Origin of the sequence: Pseudomonas sp. TH06 (genome assembly GCF_016651305.1) — a bacterium.
In the GTDB taxonomy this organism is placed as follows: Bacteria; Pseudomonadota; Gammaproteobacteria; order Pseudomonadales; family Pseudomonadaceae; genus Aquipseudomonas.
In genome coordinates, this window is sequence record NZ_JAEKEC010000001.1 from 2,668,851 (window position 1) to 2,686,560 (window position 17,710).

Consider the following 17,710-nt stretch of genomic DNA (forward strand, 5'->3'; position numbering starts at 1 on the left):
CGTCGCCCATAGCGGTCTTGAGGGTTTTAGCGCTTGTTCTTCGGCCGCTCTGCCGTTAACCTTCGCGGCGGAGAGTCGATCGGACAGTCGCTGCCCTCTATGAAAATTAGGGGGGGGAGGAAAGTCCGGGCTCCATAGGGCGAAGTGCCAGGTAATGCCTGGGAGGCGTGAGCCTACGGAAAGTGCCACAGAAAATAACCGCCTAAGCGCTTCGGCGCCGGTAAGGGTGAAAAGGTGCGGTAAGAGCGCACCGCACGTCTGGCAACAGTTCGTGGCTAGGTAAACCCCACTTGGAGCAAGACCAAATAGGGTCCCAAGGCGTGGCCCGCGCTGGGACCGGGTAGGTTGCTAAAGATGTCCAGTGATGGCCATCGTAGACGAATGACTGTTCAAGACAGAACCCGGCTTACAGATCGACTCTCCACCTTTTTCTTTCCCTGCTTGAATCACTGGTATCAGGGCTGTGTATTATCAGCAGGCCTGCGCTGAAAGTTCGGCAGCGGCAAACGCAGTAATAGCCATTTCCCACCTTGCTTCAATCAACAGCAGAAGCGCTTTTGTAATACCGAAAAAATCTTACTCTTAACAAATTACTTTAACTTTCGAGCGCAGCTTTCAGTGCTGCATCAAGTTATGGGTCAAAAGTATCCGCCAGATTCTCGTTGCTCCTCCTTTTATGCTCCTAAATCTCCGTTCTGTAAGGGTTTTCCTTTAATCCGCGCCTTGACGGTGTGGTGGGCGCATTCCTATAGTGTGCGCAAGTGGCGGAAAGTGGCATGAAGTGGGTTTTTTGAGCTCAAAACGATAAAAATTGGAGAAACGCAGACGTGTTTCGCGGAGCTAACGCTATCAGTCTCGACGCAAAGGGCCGTCTCGCCATGCCGAGCCGGTACCGTGACGAGCTCGATTCGCGCAGTTCCGGCCAATTGATCGTGACCATTGATGCCGTTGATCCGTGTCTGTGTGTCTATCCGCTCGACGAGTGGGAAATTATTGAAACCAAGTTGCGCGCGCTTCCTTCGCTTCGCGAAGAGAACCGTCGCCTGCAACGTTTGCTGATTGGTAATGCCGTCGACCTCGAGCTCGATGGCAGTGGTCGTTTTCTGGTTCCACCGCGTCTGCGCGAATACGCCAGGCTTGATAAGAAAGCGATGCTGGTGGGCCAACTGAACAAGTTCCAATTGTGGGACGAGGATGCCTGGAATGCGGTTTCTGCCGCGGACCTGGCTGCTATTCAACAACCGGGCGCTATGCCTGATGAACTGCGTGATTTGATCCTGTGACTATTGATAGCGGCTTTAACCACATCACCGTACTGCTTGACGAAGCCGTCGAGGCTCTCGCCGTACGTCCTGATGGCTGCTATCTGGACGGCACGTTCGGGCGCGGCGGACACAGTCGGCTGATCCTCAGCCAGCTCGGCACGGACGGTCGACTCATCGGGTTCGACAAAGATCCACAAGCGATTGCCACCGGGCAAACGCTAGCGGCCGAAGACGGCCGCTTTGTCGTTGTGCAGCGCAGCTTTGCCGAGCTCGGTTCGGTAGTCGCTGAGCGCGGTCTGGCTGGCAAGGTCAGCGGCATTCTGCTCGACCTCGGTGTGTCTTCGCCGCAGCTCGACGACGCTGAACGCGGCTTCAGTTTCCTCAACGATGGTCCGCTGGACATGCGCATGGATCCGTCCCGTGGCATCAGCGCAGCCGAATTCGTCAACACCGCGCCGGCTGAGGAAATCGCCCGGGTGTTCAAGGAATACGGCGAAGAACGTTTCTCCGGCCGCATGGCCCGCGCCGTTGCCGAACGTCGCGATATCAAGCCGTTCGAGCGTACCGCCGATCTTGCCGAAGTGTTGAAGGTCGCCAACCCGGCGTGGGAAAAGGGCAAGAACCCGGCCACCCGTGCATTCCAGGGTTTGCGCATTCACGTCAACAACGAACTGGGCGATCTGGAAGCCGGCCTCGAAGCCGCACTGGAAGCCCTGGAAGTTGGCGGCCGTCTGGTCGTCATCAGCTTTCACTCGCTGGAAGACCGCATCGTCAAACTGTTCATGCGCAAGTTGGTGAAAGGCGAAGCCGACAACCTGCCGCGCAACCTGCCGGTTCGCCACGTGGCGTTCGAACCGAAAATCAAAGTCCATGGCAAAGCGCAGACAGCCTCCGACGCCGAACTCAAAGCCAACCCACGTTCCCGTAGCGCCGTCATGCGCGTCGCGGAGAAGCTGCGGTGAGCAAGCTTTTCGCCAAGCCACTGCCCGGCGGCAGCTTTCTGATGCTGCTGCTGTTCATCGGCGTGCTCGTGTCGGCCATCGCCGTGTCATACAGCGCGCACTGGAACCGTCAGTTGCTCAACACCCTTTATAACGAACTCAGCGTGCGCGACAAGGCGCAGGCCGAGTGGGGTCGTCTGATTCTTGAGCAAAGCACCTGGACCGCGCACAGCCGGATCGAAGTGCTGGCCACCGAACAACTGAAAATGCACATTCCGGGCGCGGCTGACGTGAAGATGGTGGCGCCATGATGAAACTCGAAGGCGCACTGTTCCCATGGCGCTTCCGCCTGATGGTGGCGCTGCTCGGCGTGATGGTCGCGGCGATCTGCTGGCGCATCATCGACCTGCAAGTGGTCGACCGTGACTTCCTCAAAGGTCAGGGCGATGCACGCAGCCTGCGTCATATCCCGATTCCGGCTCACCGTGGTCTGATCACTGACCGTAACGGCGAGCCTTTGGCCGTGAGTACCCCGGTGACCACGCTGTGGGCCAACGCCAAGGAAATGCAGACCGCCAAAGAGAAGTGGCCGGCACTCGCCGCCGCGCTGGGTCAGGACCCGAAAGCCCTGACCGAACGCCTTGAAGCGCAAGCCAACAAAGAATTCATTTACCTGGTGCGCGGGCTGACGCCTGAGCAGGGCCAGGCTGTACTCGACCTGAAAGTGCCGGGCGTCTACGGCATCGAAGAATTCCGCCGGTTCTATCCGGCCGGTGAAGTCACCGCGCACATGGTTGGTTTTACCGACATCGACGATCACGGTCGCGAAGGCGTCGAACTCGCCTACGACGAGTGGCTGGCCGGGGTGCCGGGCAAACGACAGGTCATCAAGGATCGGCGCGGACGGCTGATCAAGGATGTCCAGGTCACCAAAAACGCCAAGGCCGGCAAGCCCTTGGCGTTGTCGATTGACCTGCGTCTGCAATATCTGGCCAACCGCGAGCTGCGCAACGCAATCATCGAAAACGGTGCCAAGGCCGGCAGCCTGGTGATCATGGACGTCAAGACCGGCGAGATTCTCGCCATGGTCAACCAGCCGACCTACAACCCGAACAACCGTCGCAACCTGCAACCGGCGATGATGCGTAACCGCGCGATGATCGACGTGTTCGAACCGGGTTCGACCATGAAAGCCATCTCGATGAGCGCCGCGATCGAGTCCGGCCGCTGGAAACCGAGCGACACCGTCGAGGTGTATCCGGGCACGCTGCAGATCGGTAAATACACGATCAAGGACGTTTCCAAGAGCGAAGGCCCGGTGCTCGACATGACCGGCATCCTGATCAATTCCAGTAACGTCGGCATGAGTAAAGTTGCCTTCGATATCGGCGGCGAAACCATTTACCGCCTCGCACAGAAAGTCGGTCTCGGCCAGGACACTGGCCTCGGCTTCCCGGGCGAACGTGTCGGCAACCTGCCGAATTACCGCGATTGGCGCAAGGCAGAAACCGCGACCCTGTCCTACGGTTACGGTATCTCCGTAACCGCGATTCAGTTGGTCCACGCCTTCTCGGCACTGGCCAACAACGGTCGCCTCGCGCCGCTGACCCTGATCAAAACCGACAAGCCCCCGCAAACCACGCAAGTGCTGCCGGAAGCGGTGGCGAAAACCATGCAAGGCATGCTGACGCAGGTGATCGAAGCCCCGCGCGGCGTGTTCCGTGCACAGGTTCCGGCGTATCACGTCGCTGGCAAATCGGGTACTGCGCGCAAGACTTCGGTGGGCACCAAGGGTTACGCCGAAAACTCTTACCGCTCGCTGTTCGCCGGTTTCGGTCCGATGAGCGATCCGCGTTACGCCATCGTGGTGGTGATCGATGAACCGTCCAAGGCCGGTTACTTCGGTGGTCTGGTGTCCGCGCCGGTGTTCAGCCGTGTGATGTCCGGCACCTTGCGCCTGATGAACGTGACCCCGGACAACCTGCCGACCACACAACAAGCCAACGCCACCCCGGTCGTTCCGCTGAAAGCCAATGGAGGGCGCGGCTGATGTCATTAAGTCTGAACAAGATATTCCCCCACGCCGGCCACGATCTGTTGATCCGTGAATTGGCGCTGGACAGCCGCAACGTACGTGCGGGCGATTTGTTCCTCGCGGTGCCTGGCGGCAAATTCGATGGCCGTGCGCACATTGCCGATGCACTGGCGCGTGGCGCGGCGGCTGTGGCCTATGAAGTGGAAGGCGCCACTGTGCTGCCGATCACTGATGTGCCGCTGATTCCGGTCAAAGGTCTGGCGGCGCAGTTGTCGGATATCGCCGGACGTTTTTATGGCGAACCAAGCCATCACCTGAATCTGGTCGGCGTGACCGGCACCAACGGCAAGACCAGCGTGACCCAATTGGTTGCGCAGGCACTGGATCTGCTCGGCCAGCATTGCGGCATCGTCGGCACCTTGGGTTCCGGCTTCTATGGCGCACTGGAAAGCGGTCTGCACACCACGCCGAATCCGATCGCCGTACAAGCGACCCTGGGCGACCTGAAAAAGGCCGGCGCGAAAGCCGTGGCCATGGAAGTCTCGTCCCACGGTCTGGATCAGGGCCGCGTCACTGCGCTGGCGTTCGACGTCGCCGTGATGACCAACCTGTCCCGCGATCATCTGGATTATCACGGCACCATGGAGGCGTACGCCGAGGCCAAGGCCAAGCTGTTCGCCTGGAATGATTTGAAGTGCCGCGTGGTCAACCTCGACGACGATTTCGGCCGGCAACTGGCTGCCGAAAAACGCGAATCGCGTTTGATCACCTACAGCCTGCTCGACAGCAGCGCGTACCTGTTCTGCCGCGACGCGCAGTTCGACGACCACGGTGTGCGCGCCACACTGGTGACGCCGCAGGGTGAACATCATCTGCGCAGCACCTTGCTCGGTCGCTTCAACCTGAGCAACGTCCTGGCAGCGGTCGGCGCCTTGCTCGGCCTGGATTACGCGCTCGACGAAATTCTCAAGGTGCTACCGAAACTCGAAGGCCCGGCCGGTCGCATGCAGCGTCTGGGCGGCGGCACTCAACCGTTGGTGGTGGTCGATTACGCCCACACCCCGGATGCGCTGGAAAAAGTTCTGAGCGCGTTGCGCCCGCACGTCAAAGGCCAACTGCTGTGCCTGTTCGGCTGCGGCGGTGACCGTGATCGCGGCAAGCGTCCGTTGATGGCCGAAGTGGTCGAGCGTCTGGCCGATCAAGTGCTGGTCACCGATGACAATCCGCGCACCGAAGATCCCGCAGTGATTTTCGATGACATCCGCGCCGGTTTCACCGCTGTGGATAAAGTCACCTTCGTCGCTGGTCGTGGTCAGGCCATCGCACAACTGATTGCCGGCGCTTCAGCCGATGACGTGATCGTGCTGGCCGGTAAAGGTCACGAGGACTATCAGGAAATCAACGGCGAGCGCCACGCCTTCTCTGATCTGGTCGAGGCCGATCACGCCCTGACCGCTTGGGAGGTGGCCCATGCTTAAGGCCCTGAAACTCAGCGAGCTGACCAACGCGCTCGACGCACGCCTGATCAGCGCCGATGCCAGTTTCGACGGCGTCAGCATCGACAGCCGTGCGATCCAGCCTGGCCAACTGTTTATTGCCCTGACCGGCCCGCGTTTCGACGGTCATGACTACTTGAACGACGTCGCCGCCAAAGGCGCCGTTGCCGCACTGGTCGAGCGTGAAGTTGCCGACAGTACGTTGCCGCAATTGCTGGTCAAGGACACCCGTCAGGCCTTGGGCCAACTGGGTGCCTTGAACCGTGCGGCGTTCACTCAGCCAGTCGCTGCCATCACCGGCTCCAGTGGCAAAACCACCGTCAAGGAAATGCTCGCGAGCATTCTGCGCACGCGCGGTCCGGTGCTGGCGACTCGCGGCAATTTGAACAACGACCTCGGCGCGCCACTGACCCTGCTCGAACTGGCCCCGGAACACACGGCGGCCGTGATCGAGCTGGGTGCCTCGCGCCTCGGCGAGATCGCCTACACCGTAGGCCTGACCAAGCCGCATGTAGCGATCCTCAACAATGCCGGCACCGCTCACGTCGGTGAGTTTGGCGGCCCGGAAAAAATCGTTGAAGCCAAGGGCGAAATCATCGACGGGCTGGCGGCTGATGGCGTCGCCGTGCTCAATCTCGATGACAAGGCTTTTGGCATCTGGAAGACCCGTGCGGGCGCTCGCAAGGTGCTGACCTTCGCTTTGAGCAATGCGCAGGCTGACTTCTACGCCAGTGACTTGAGCACCGATGCCCGGGGTTGCCCGGCCTTCAATCTGCATACACCTGAAGGTGTCGAGCGCGTTCAAGTGAACCTGCTCGGCACCCACAACGTTGCCAATGCCATGGCCGCCGCCGCTGCCGCACACGCCTTGAGCGTGTCGCTGTTCGGCATCGCCACCGGGCTTGGCGCGGTGCAACCGGTCAAGGGCCGCACCGTCGCGCAACTGGCGAAAAACGGTATGCGCGTGATTGATGACACTTACAACGCAAACCCCACCTCGATGTGCGCGGCCGTTGATATACTCGCCGGCTTTTCCGGCCGCACCGTCCTGGTGCTCGGAGATATCGGCGAGTTGGGCGATTGGGCGGAGCAGGGGCACCGCGACGTGGGCGAATACGCCCGGGGCAAGGTTTCCGCGCTTTATGCCGTTGGGCCAAACATGGTTCACGCCGTAAACGCTTTCGGTGCGCAGGCGCATCACTTCGGCACGCAAGCCGAACTGATCCAGGCCCTCGACGCCGAGCAAGACACAAACACCACTATTTTGATCAAGGGTTCGCGCAGTGCAGCGATGGAAAACATCGTTGCGGCTCTGTGCGGGTCCAGTCTGGAGAAACATTAATGCTGCTGCTGCTAGCGGAGTATCTGCAACAGTTCTACAAAGGCTTCGCGGTCTTTCAGTACCTGACCCTGCGCGGGATCCTCGGTGTGCTGACCGCGCTGGTTTTGTCGCTGTGCTATGGCCCGTGGATGATCCGCACTTTGCAGAACCGTCAGATCGGTCAATCCGTGCGTAACGATGGTCCGCAATCGCACTTGTCGAAATCCGGTACGCCGACCATGGGTGGCGCGCTGATTCTGTCTTCGATCGGCGTCAGCACTCTGCTCTGGGCTGACCTGAGCAACCGTTACGTCTGGACTGTGTTGCTGGTGACCCTGCTGTTCGGCGCCATCGGCTGGGTCGATGATTACCGCAAGGTCATCGAGAAGAACTCGCGTGGCCTGCCGAGCCGCTGGAAGTATTTCTGGCAATCGGTGTTCGGCCTGGGCGCGGCGATCTTCCTTTATATGACCGCTACCACCCCGGTGGAAACTACCTTGATCCTGCCGATGCTCAAGGACTACAGCATTCCGCTGGGCGCCGGTTTCATCGTGCTGACCTACTTTGTGATCGTCGGTTCGAGCAACGCGGTCAACCTGACTGACGGCCTCGACGGTCTGGCGATCATGCCAACCGTAATGGTCGGCGGCGGTCTGGGCATCTTCTGCTACCTGTCGGGTAACGTGAAATTCGCCGAATACCTGCTGATCCCTTACGTGCCGGGCGCGGGCGAGCTGATCGTGTTCTGCGGCGCGCTGATCGGTGCCGGTCTGGGCTTCCTCTGGTTCAATACCTATCCGGCGCAAGTGTTCATGGGTGACGTCGGCGCACTGGCACTGGGCGCAGCTTTGGGCACCATTGCAGTGATCGTCCGTCAGGAAATCGTCCTGTTCATCATGGGCGGCGTGTTCGTGATGGAAACCCTGTCAGTCGTCATTCAGGTTGCTTCCTTTAAGCTGACCGGTCGCCGTGTGTTCCGCATGGCACCGATACACCACCACTTTGAACTCAAGGGCTGGCCCGAGCCGCGCGTGATTGTCCGTTTCTGGATCATCACCGTGATTCTCGTGCTGATCGGCCTTGCCACCCTGAAGCTGAGGTAGAACGAGTGTCTCTGATCGCTTCTGACCACTTCCGCATCGTTGTCGGCCTCGGCAAGAGCGGCATGTCCCTGGTTCGCTTCCTGGCGAACCGGGGCACGTCGTTTGCTGTGGCCGATACGCGGGAAAATCCACCGGAACTGGCCACGCTCAAGCGTGACTATCCGCACGTGGAAGTGCGTTGTGGCGAGCTGGACGTCGAATTCCTGTGCCGTGCGGACGAGCTCTACGTGAGCCCCGGCCTGGCACTGGCGACCCCGGCCCTGCAAGCCGCCGCGGCCCGTGGCGTGAAACTGTCCGGCGACATCGAGCTGTTCGCGCGTAACGCGCAGGCGCCGATTGTCGCGATCAGCGGTTCCAACGCGAAAAGCACCGTCACCACTCTGGTCGGCGAAATGGCGGCTGCGGCCGGCAAACGCGTGGCAGTGGGTGGCAACCTCGGCACGCCGGCGCTGGACCTGCTCAGCGACGACGTCGAGCTGTACGTGATGGAACTGTCGAGCTTCCAGCTGGAAACCACCGACCAGCTCAACGCTGAAGTGGCGACCGTGCTGAACATCAGTGAAGACCACATGGATCGCTACAGCGGCCTGCCGGCGTACCACTTGGCCAAACACCGGATCTTCCGTGGTGCCAAGCAGTTCGTGGTCAACCGTCAGGATGCGCTGAGCCGTCCGTTGATGGGTGAGGGCCAGCCGTGCTGGACCTTCGGCCTGACCAAACCGGATTTCAAGGCATTCGGTATTCGCGAAGAAGACGGCGAGAAGTACCTCGCTTTCGAATTCCAGAACCTGATGCCGGTGCGTGAATTGAAAATTCGCGGCGCGCATAACCAGTCCAACGCCCTCGCGGCGCTGGCGCTCGGTCATGCGGTCGGCCTGCCGTTTGACGCCATGCTGTCGGCGCTGCGCACATTCGCCGGTCTGGAGCATCGCTGCCAGTGGGTGCGTGATCTCGACGGCGTCGCTTACTACAACGACTCCAAAGCCACCAACGTTGGCGCCGCGCTGGCGGCCATCGAAGGTTTGGGCGCGGACATCGACGGCAAGGTCATCCTGATCGCCGGCGGCGATGGCAAGGGTGCCGAATTCAACGACCTGCGTGATCCGGTGGCGGCCAACTGCCGCGCCGTGATCCTGATGGGCCGCGACTCCGACAAGATCGGCGAAGCCATCGGTGATGCCGTGCCGCTGATTCGCGCGACCTCGCTGGTTGACGCCGTTGCGCAATGCCGCGCCGCTGCTCAACCGGGTGACGTGGTGCTGCTGTCGCCGGCCTGCGCCAGTTTCGACATGTTCAAGAATTACGAAGACCGTGGTCACCAGTTCGTCCGCGCCGTGGAGGAATTGGCATGAGCCTGCGCAATATCATCAAACCGTATCCGTCGCCGATCATTACCGGGCGCGGCATCGACCTCGACTTCCCGATGCTCGCCGGTTGCCTGGCATTGCTCGGCCTGGGCTTGATCATGATCGCTTCGGCGTCCACCGAAGTCGCGGCAGCACAGTCGGGCAGTCCGCTGTACTACATGATTCGCCACCTTATTTACGTGGTGCTGGGACTGGGCGCGTGCATCGTCACCATGATGATTCCGATCGCCACCTGGCAGCGTCTCGGCTGGTTGATGCTGATCGGGGCATTCGGGCTGTTGGTGATGGTGATCATCCCGGGCATCGGCCGCGAAGTGAACGGTTCGATGCGCTGGATCGGTTTCAGTTTCTTCAACGTGCAGCCGTCCGAAATCGCCAAAGTGTTCGTGGTGATCTACCTCGCCGGTTATCTGGTGCGGCGTCAGAAAGAAGTGCGCGAGAGCTGGATGGGCTTCTTCAAGCCGTTCATCGTGCTGCTGCCGATGGCCGGCCTGTTGCTGATGGAGCCGGACTTCGGCGCCACCGTTGTAATGATGGGCGCTGCTGCCGCGATGCTGTTCCTCGGCGGGGTCGGGCTGTTCCGTTTCTCGCTGATGGTGGTGCTGGCGGTCGGGGCCGTGGTCTTGCTGATTCAGATGCAGCCGTACCGGATGGCACGTCTGACCAACTTCGCCGACCCGTGGGCCGACCAGTTCGGCGCCGGTTATCAGTTGTCGCAAGCACTGATCGCGTTTGGTCGCGGCGAGTGGCTGGGCGTAGGCCTGGGCAACAGCGTGCAGAAGCAGTTCTACCTGCCGGAAGCCCATACCGACTTTGTGTTCTCGGTACTGGCCGAAGAACTCGGCGCGGTCGGTTCGTTGTGCACCGTGGCGCTGTTCGTGTTCGTGTGTATTCGTGGCATGTACATCGGCTTGTGGGCCGAGAAGGCCAAGCAGTTCTTTGCTGCTTATGTGGCTTACGGCCTGTCGTTCCTGTGGATCGGTCAATTCCTGATCAACATCGGGGTGAACGTCGGCCTGTTGCCAACCAAGGGCCTGACCCTGCCATTCCTCAGTTATGGCGGCAGCTCGTTGGTGATCTGCTGCGCCTGTCTCGGCTTGTTGCTGAGGATCGAGTGGGAGAGTCGAACCCACCTCGGCAGTGAAGAAATGGAATTCCATGAGAGCGACTTCGCCGAGGAGCCGAATCATGGGCGCTAACGTATTGATCATGGCCGGCGGAACCGGCGGCCACGTGTTCCCGGCGCTGGCCTGTGCCCGCGAGTTTCAGGCGCGCGGTTACACCGTGCACTGGCTCGGCACGCCACGTGGGATCGAGAACGAACTGGTGCCGGCCGCAGGGCTGGAACTGCACCGGATCAATGCCACCGGCCTGCGCGGCAAGGGCAAGCTGTCGCTGCTCAAGGCACCGTTCATGCTGCTGAAGTCGGTATGGCAGGCGCGGGCGATCATTCGCCGTCTGAAGCCGGTATGTGTGGTCGGCTTCGGTGGTTATGTGACTGGCCCCGGTGGTCTCGCCGCGAAACTGGCCGGCGTACCGGTGATCGTTCACGAGCAGAACGCCGTCGCTGGCACCGCCAATCGGTTGCTGGTGCCGTTCGCCGCCCGGGTGTGTGAAGCGTTCCCCGACACCTTTACTCTGTCGGACACCCGCCGTACCACCGGAAATCCGGTGCGCAGCGAGCTGTTCCTCGACACATCGCGACCTGCTCTGGCCGGTCGCAAAGCGCGTTTGCTGATCCTTGGCGGAAGCCTGGGCGCAGAACCGTTGAACAAGTTGCTGCCTGAAGCCCTGGCCCAAGTCGCTGCCGATTTGCGCCCGGACGTGTTTCATCAGGCCGGCAAAAACCACGATGAAGTGACTGCAGAGCGCTACCGCGCCGCCGGCGTCGATGCGCAGGTGCAGCCGTTCATCAAAGACATGGCCCAGGCCTATGGCTGGGCTGACCTGGTGGTGTGCCGCGCAGGCGCGTTGACCATCAGTGAGCTGGCTGCCGCCGGTCTGCCCTCGATGCTGGTGCCTTTGCCCCATGCGATCGACGATCACCAGACCCGCAACGCCGATTATTTGGCCCGCGAAGGCGCTGCCTTCCTGATGCCGCAAAGAACGACTGGTGCCGCGGACCTTGCCGCGCGCCTGACAGAGGTCTTGATGCAACCGCAACGACTCGAAGCAATGGCCCAAGCGGCCCGCCGTCTGGCGAAACCCGATGCCACCCGTAGCGTGGTCGATACCTGTCTGGAGGTGGCCCATGGTTGAGAATCAGAAAGCCATGCCGCAACCGGAAATGCGCCGCATCCGTCGTATCCACTTCGTCGGCATCGGCGGCGTGGGCATGTGCGGCATTGCCGAAGTGTTGTTGAACCTGGGCTATGAAGTGTCCGGTTCCGACCTGAAAGCTTCGCCGGTGACCGAGCGTCTGGAGTCGTTCGGCGCGCACATCTTCATCGGCCACCGTGCCGAGAACGCCGCGACCGCCGATGTACTGGTGGTGTCGAGCGCTGTAAACACCTCCAACCCGGAAGTGGCGACTGCGCTTGAGCGTCGTATTCCGGTGGTACCGCGTGCCGAAATGCTCGCTGAGCTGATGCGCTATCGCCACGGCATCGCCGTCGCCGGTACTCACGGCAAAACTACCACCACCAGCCTGATCGCGTCGGTGTTCGCCGCCGGTGGCCTGGATCCGACCTTCGTTATCGGTGGCCGTCTGAACGCGGCGGGCACCAATGCACAACTGGGTACCAGCCGTTACCTGATCGCCGAAGCCGATGAAAGCGATGCGAGCTTCCTGCATCTGCAACCGCTGGTGGCCGTGGTCACCAACATCGACGCCGATCACATGGCGACCTACGACGGTGACTTCAACAAACTGAAGAAAACCTTCGTCGAGTTCCTGCACAACCTGCCGTTCTACGGTTTGGCGGTGATGTGCCTGGACGATCCGGTGGTGCGCGAAATCCTCCCGCAGGTCAAACGTCCGACCGTGACTTACGGTTTCAGCGAAGACGCCGACGTGCGTGCGATCAATGTGCGTCAGCAAGGCATGCAGACCTTCTTCACCGTGCTGCGCCCGGATCGTGAGCCGTTGGACGTGTCCGTGAACATGCCGGGCAACCACAACGTGCTCAACTCACTGGCGACCATTTGCATCGCTACCGACGAAGGCGTCAGCGATGAAGCCATCGTTCAGGGCCTGTCCGGGTTCCAGGGCGTTGGTCGACGCTTCCAGGTCTACGGCGAACTGCCGGTGGACGGCGGCAACGTGATGCTGGTCGACGACTACGGTCACCACCCGACCGAAGTCGCGGCCGTAATCAAAGCCGTACGCGGTGGCTGGCCGGAGCGCCGTCTGGTGATGGTTTACCAGCCGCACCGTTACAGCCGCACCCGCGACCTGTACGACGATTTCGTCAATGTACTGGCCGATGCCAACGTGCTGTTGCTGATGGAAGTCTATCCGGCCGGCGAAGAGCCGATCCCGGGCGCCGACAGCCGCAAGCTGTGCAACAGCATCCGCCAGCGCGGTCAGCTCGATCCGATCTACATCGAGCGTGGCGTCGACCTGGCACCGTTGGTCAAGCCGCTGCTGCGTGCCGGCGACATCCTGCTGTGTCAGGGCGCCGGTGATATCGGCGGTCTCGCGCCGAAGCTGTTGAAAAGTGAATTGTTCGCTGGCGCCGTGGCGGCGTCGGTCGAGGGGAAGTTGAAATGACTGCTGCTTACGCCAAGCTGTTTTCCACTGTCGCGCCGAAAGACTTCGGCCGCGTTGCCGTGCTCTTCGGCGGTTTGAGTGCCGAGCGTGAGGTTTCTCTGAAATCCGGTAACGCCGTGCTCGAAGCGCTGCAAAGCGCTGGCGTGGACGCGTTCGGCATCGACGTCGGCGCCGATATTCTGCAGCGTCTGCTGAGTGAAAAAATCGACCGCGCGTTCATCATTCTCCACGGCCGCGGCGGTGAAGACGGCAGCATGCAGGGCCTGCTTGAAGTCGCCGGGATCCCCTACACCGGCAGCGGCATCCTCGCTTCCGCACTGGCGATGGACAAATTGCGCACCAAGCAGGTCTGGCACAGCCTCGGGATTCCGACGCCACGTCACGCCGTGCTGTGCAGCGAAGCCGATTGTATTTCCGCAGCGACGGAACTGGGCTTCCCTTTGATCGTCAAACCGGCGCATGAAGGTTCAAGTATCGGGATGGCCAAAGTGAGTTCTGCGTCCGAGTTGATCGACGCATGGAAAGCGGCCAGTACCTACGATTCGCAAGTCTTGGTTGAACAATGGATTCAAGGTCCGGAGTTCACCATCGCCACCCTGCGTGACCAGGTGTTGCCTCCGATTGCCCTGGGTACACCGCACACGTTCTACGACTACGACGCCAAGTACATCGCCAACGATACCCAGTACCGCGTTCCGTGCGGTCTGGATGCCGCCAAGGAAAAAGAGCTCATGGATCTCACGGCCAAGGCCAGTGAGGCGCTGGGTATTGCCGGTTGGGGCAGGGCGGACGTGATGCAGGACGCCGACGGGCAGTTCTGGTTCCTGGAAGTCAACACCGCCCCGGGCATGACCGATCACAGTCTGGTGCCGATGGCGGCCAAGGCTGCCGGTCTGGATTTCCAGCAACTGGTCCTGGCCATTCTGGCCGCCAGTGTTGAAGACGCTAGAGGTTAAGACGATGCAAGGCGCTCAGCTCAGACATCAGCCACCCGCACCCGGCCGCAAGCCGGTGCCGCGGGGTGCCAGCCGAATGGTGGCCAAAGAGCCGATGTCCGCGCGCCTGCCGAAAGCCAATTTCGGTTTTCTGAAAAGCCTGTTCTGGCCGGTACTGTTGGTGGTGCTCGGGTTCGGTACTTACGAAGGCGCGCAGCGTTTGCTGCCGTACGCCGACCGACCGATCACCAAGATCGCCGTGCAGGGCGACCTGAGTTACATCAGCCAGCAAGCGGTGCAGCAGCGAATCGCCCCGTACGTGGCGTCGAGCTTCTTCACTATCGACCTGGCGGGCATGCGCACCGAGCTTGAACAGATGCCGTGGATCGCCCACGCCGAAGTGCGCCGGGTCTGGCCGGATCAAGTGGTGATCCGCCTCGAAGAACAACTGCCGGTAGCGCGTTGGGGCGACGAGTCGTTGCTGAACAACCAGGGCCAGGCGTTTACGCCCAAGGAACTGGCGAACTACGAACACCTGCCACAGCTGTTCGGCCCACAACGGGCTCAACAGCAAGTGATGCAGCAGTATCAGGTGCTGAGCCAGATGCTGCGGCCGTTGGGCTTCTCGATTGCACGCCTGGAACTGCGTGAACGCGGGAGTTGGTTCCTGACCACCGGTGCCGGCAGTTCCGGCCCCGGCATCGAGTTGCTGCTGGGACGCGGCAACCTGGTGGAAAAGATGCGCCGCTTTATCGCCATCTATGACAAGACGCTTAAAGACCAGATTACGAACATTGCGCGCATCGATCTGCGCTACGCCAACGGCCTCGCTGTTGGCTGGCGGGAACCTGTAGCGCCGACGACAGCCCAACCCGCTGTCGCAAAGAATTAAGAAGAGGCAGGACCCATGGCAAACGTGCAAAGCGGCAAAATGATCGTCGGTCTCGATATCGGCACCTCCAAAGTGGTGGCGCTGGTCGGCGAGGTTTCCGACGACGGCTCGCTGGAAATCGTCGGGATCGGTACCCATCCGTCCCGTGGCCTGAAGAAGGGCGTGGTGGTCAACATCGAGTCCACCGTGCAATCGATCCAGCGCGCGATCGAAGAAGCCCAACTGATGGCGGGCTGCCGCATTCACTCGGCGTTCGTCGGCGTGGCGGGCAATCACATCCGCAGCCTGAACTCCCACGGCATCGTCGCGATCCGTGATCGCGAAGTCAGCTCGGCTGACCTTGAGCGCGTTCTTGACGCTGCTCAGGCCGTGGCGATCCCGGCTGACCAGCGCGTGCTGCACACCCTGCCGCAGGATTATGTGATCGATAACCAGGAAGGCGTTCGCGAGCCGCTGGGCATGTCCGGCGTGCGTCTGGAAGCCAAGGTTCACGTAGTGACCTGCGCCGTCAACGCCGCTCAGAACATTGAAAAATGCGTGCGTCGCTGCGGTCTGGAAATCGACGACATCATTCTTGAGCAACTGGCCTCGGCCTACTCGGTACTGACCGACGACGAGAAAGAACTGGGCGTGTGCCTGGTCGACATCGGCGGCGGCACCACCGACATCGCGATCTTCACCGAAGGCGCGATCCGTCACACCGCAGTGATCCCGATTGCCGGTGATCAAGTGACCAACGACATCGCCATGGCGTTGCGCACTCCGACCCAGTACGCCGAAGAGATCAAGATCCGTTACGCCTGCGCCCTGGCGAAACTGGCTGGCGCCGGTGAAACCATCAAGGTGCCGAGCGTCGGCGACCGTCCACCGCGCGAACTGTCGCGTCAGGCCCTGGCCGAAGTGGTCGAGCCGCGTTACGACGAACTGTTCACCCTGATTCAGGCTGAACTGCGTCGCAGCGGCTACGAAGACCTGATCCCGGCCGGCATCGTCCTGACCGGCGGTACGTCGAAGATGGAAGGTGCCACCGAACTGGCCGAAGAAATCTTCCACATGCCGGTACGCCTTGGTGTTCCGCATGGCGTGAAAGGTCTGGATGACGTGGTGCGCAACCCGATTTATTCCACTGGCGTTGGCTTGTTGATGTACGGCCTGCAAAAGCAGTCCGACGGGGTTTCGTTCTCCGGCATCGGCAGCCGCGACAGCTACAGCAGCGAAGAGCCACAGGCGCCGCTGCTCGACCGACTGAAGAAGTGGGTCCAGGGCAATTTCTAAAGATTTACCGCAACACCGCAACAAAAAGCAGTAGGCGAAAAAACTAGAGAATGTAAGGAGAGGGAAAATGTTCGAACTCGTAGACAACATCCCCGCAAGCCCGGTAATCAAAGTTATCGGTGTTGGCGGTGGCGGCGGCAACGCTGTCAACCACATGGTCAAGAGCAACATCGAAGGCGTCGAATTCATCTGCGCCAACACTGATGCTCAAGCGCTGAAAAACATCGGCGCGCGCACCATCCTGCAACTGGGCACCGGCGTGACCAAAGGTCTGGGCGCCGGCGCCAACCCTGAAGTAGGTCGTCAGGCCGCTCTCGAAGATCGTGAGCGCATTGCCGAAGTCCTGCAGGGCACCAATATGGTGTTCATCACCACTGGCATGGGCGGCGGTACCGGTACCGGTGCTGCGCCGATCATCGCCGAAGTGGCCAAGGAAATGGGCATTCTGACCGTTGCGGTCGTGACCCGTCCGTTCCCGTTCGAAGGCCGCAAGCGTATGCAGATCGCCGATGAAGGCATCCGCATGCTCTCCGAAAGCGTCGACTCGTTGATCACCATTCCCAACGAGAAGCTGCTGACCATCCTCGGTAAAGACGCCAGCCTGCTGTCGGCTTTCGCCAAGGCTGACGATGTACTGGCCGGTGCCGTTCGCGGTATCTCCGACATCATCAAGCGTCCGGGCATGATCAACGTCGACTTCGCCGACGTACGCACCGTGATGAGCGAAATGGGCATGGCGATGATGGGCACTGGCTGCGCCAGCGGTCCGAACCGTGCACGTGAAGCCACTGAAGCTGCAATTCGTAACCCGCTGCTGGAAGACGTGAACCTGCAAGGCGCACGCGGCATCCTGGTGAACATCACCGCCGGTCCTGACCTGTCGTTGGGTGAGTACTCCGACGTGGGTAGCATCATCGAAGCCTTCGCTTCCGAGCACGCCATGGTCAAGGTCGGTACCGTTATCGATCCGGACATGCGCGACGAACTGCACGTTACCGTGGTTGCCACCGGTCTGGGCGCGAAAATCGAGAAGCCTGTAAAGGTCATCGACAACACCGTTCACACCTCCATGGCTTCAGCTCAGGTGCAGCAACCGGCTCCGTCCCGTCAGGAAGCGCCAGCGGTGAACTACCGTGATCTGGACCGTCCGACCGTCATGCGCAACCAGGCTCAGGCCGGTGCTGCGGCTGCCGCGAAGATGAATCCACAAGATGACCTGGACTACCTGGACATCCCGGCTTTCCTGCGTCGTCAGGCCGATTGATGGAATGTATCAGGGCTATGAAGGTGATTGGTGTTCAGCAAAGGCATGGTCTGCTATCATCGCCAGCCTTTGTTGATACCAGTTCGCAATTTGCGCTGAAGCGG

General features: G+C 60.9%; 15 protein-coding genes and 1 other RNA gene. All 16 read left to right on the forward strand.

Translation table 11 applies throughout. The features are described 5' to 3' along the window. The first annotated feature begins 71 nt into the window (after positions 1 to 71). The 16 genes from rnpB to ftsZ all read left to right on the forward strand — a co-directional run bounded on the left by rnpB (position 72) and on the right by ftsZ (position 17,606). An RNA gene (gene rnpB / locus JFT86_RS12090) (RNase P RNA component class A) lies at positions 72 to 425 on the forward strand. Between the two features lie 402 nt (positions 426 to 827). Further along, the gene (gene mraZ / locus JFT86_RS12095) at positions 828 to 1,283 is read left to right on the forward strand and encodes a division/cell wall cluster transcriptional repressor MraZ (RefSeq protein WP_103306219.1); all 456 of its coding nucleotides are present in this window, start codon (positions 828 to 830) and stop codon (positions 1,281 to 1,283) included. 2 nt (positions 1,284 to 1,285) lie between these two features. Then, on the forward strand, positions 1,286 to 2,227 hold the full coding sequence (rsmH, locus tag JFT86_RS12100; RefSeq protein ID WP_201238590.1) for a 16S rRNA (cytosine(1402)-N(4))-methyltransferase RsmH: 942 nt from the start codon (positions 1,286 to 1,288) through the stop codon (positions 2,225 to 2,227). After that, entirely contained in the window at positions 2,224 to 2,517 is a 294-nt protein-coding gene (gene ftsL / locus JFT86_RS12105; RefSeq protein ID WP_007917008.1) for a cell division protein FtsL, read from the forward strand. The genes rsmH and ftsL overlap by 4 nt, the downstream gene beginning before the upstream one ends. Continuing rightward, entirely contained in the window at positions 2,517 to 4,256 is a 1,740-nt protein-coding gene (locus JFT86_RS12110) for a penicillin-binding protein 2 (protein WP_201238591.1), read from the forward strand. The genes ftsL and JFT86_RS12110 overlap by 1 nt, the downstream gene beginning before the upstream one ends. Further along, complete coding sequence (locus JFT86_RS12115; RefSeq protein ID WP_201236867.1) at positions 4,256 to 5,719, forward strand: UDP-N-acetylmuramoyl-L-alanyl-D-glutamate--2,6-diaminopimelate ligase; 1,464 nt, start codon at positions 4,256 to 4,258, stop codon at positions 5,717 to 5,719. The genes JFT86_RS12110 and JFT86_RS12115 overlap by 1 nt, the downstream gene beginning before the upstream one ends. Further along, the gene (gene murF / locus JFT86_RS12120) at positions 5,712 to 7,079 is read left to right on the forward strand and encodes a UDP-N-acetylmuramoyl-tripeptide--D-alanyl-D-alanine ligase (RefSeq protein WP_201236868.1); all 1,368 of its coding nucleotides are present in this window, start codon (positions 5,712 to 5,714) and stop codon (positions 7,077 to 7,079) included. Before JFT86_RS12115 ends, murF begins: the two co-directional genes overlap by 8 nt. Further along, complete coding sequence (gene mraY / locus JFT86_RS12125) at positions 7,079 to 8,161, forward strand: phospho-N-acetylmuramoyl-pentapeptide-transferase (RefSeq protein WP_201236869.1); 1,083 nt, start codon at positions 7,079 to 7,081, stop codon at positions 8,159 to 8,161. The genes murF and mraY overlap by 1 nt, the downstream gene beginning before the upstream one ends. A gap of 5 nt (positions 8,162 to 8,166) precedes the next feature. Next, positions 8,167 to 9,513 (forward strand): UDP-N-acetylmuramoyl-L-alanine--D-glutamate ligase, encoded by a 1,347-nt coding sequence (murD, locus tag JFT86_RS12130; RefSeq protein WP_201236870.1) that lies wholly within the window; start codon positions 8,167 to 8,169, stop codon positions 9,511 to 9,513. Positions 9,514 to 9,515: 2 nt separating this feature from the next. Then, a complete protein-coding gene (ftsW, locus tag JFT86_RS12135) occupies positions 9,516 to 10,727 on the forward strand; it encodes a putative lipid II flippase FtsW (protein WP_171057289.1) in 1,212 nt (403 codons plus the stop codon). Beyond that, complete coding sequence (murG, locus tag JFT86_RS12140) at positions 10,717 to 11,787, forward strand: undecaprenyldiphospho-muramoylpentapeptide beta-N-acetylglucosaminyltransferase (protein WP_201236871.1); 1,071 nt, start codon at positions 10,717 to 10,719, stop codon at positions 11,785 to 11,787. The genes ftsW and murG overlap by 11 nt, the downstream gene beginning before the upstream one ends. Then, positions 11,780 to 13,240, forward strand: a complete 1,461-nt coding sequence (murC, locus tag JFT86_RS12145; RefSeq protein WP_201236872.1) for a UDP-N-acetylmuramate--L-alanine ligase — start codon at positions 11,780 to 11,782, stop codon at positions 13,238 to 13,240. The genes murG and murC overlap by 8 nt, the downstream gene beginning before the upstream one ends. Then, positions 13,237 to 14,196 carry a D-alanine--D-alanine ligase gene (locus JFT86_RS12150; protein WP_201236873.1) on the forward strand — a complete coding sequence of 320 codons (960 nt, stop codon included), beginning with the start codon at positions 13,237 to 13,239 and terminating at the stop codon, positions 14,194 to 14,196. Before murC ends, JFT86_RS12150 begins: the two co-directional genes overlap by 4 nt. A gap of 4 nt (positions 14,197 to 14,200) precedes the next feature. After that, complete coding sequence (locus JFT86_RS12155; RefSeq protein WP_201236874.1) at positions 14,201 to 15,067, forward strand: cell division protein FtsQ/DivIB; 867 nt, start codon at positions 14,201 to 14,203, stop codon at positions 15,065 to 15,067. A 15-nt stretch (positions 15,068 to 15,082) separates the two neighbouring features. Continuing rightward, complete coding sequence (gene ftsA / locus JFT86_RS12160) at positions 15,083 to 16,342, forward strand: cell division protein FtsA (RefSeq protein WP_103306210.1); 1,260 nt, start codon at positions 15,083 to 15,085, stop codon at positions 16,340 to 16,342. A 67-nt stretch (positions 16,343 to 16,409) separates the two neighbouring features. Next, positions 16,410 to 17,606 (forward strand): cell division protein FtsZ, encoded by a 1,197-nt coding sequence (gene ftsZ, locus JFT86_RS12165; protein ID WP_201236875.1) that lies wholly within the window; start codon positions 16,410 to 16,412, stop codon positions 17,604 to 17,606. The last annotated feature ends 104 nt before the right edge of the window (positions 17,607 to 17,710 follow it).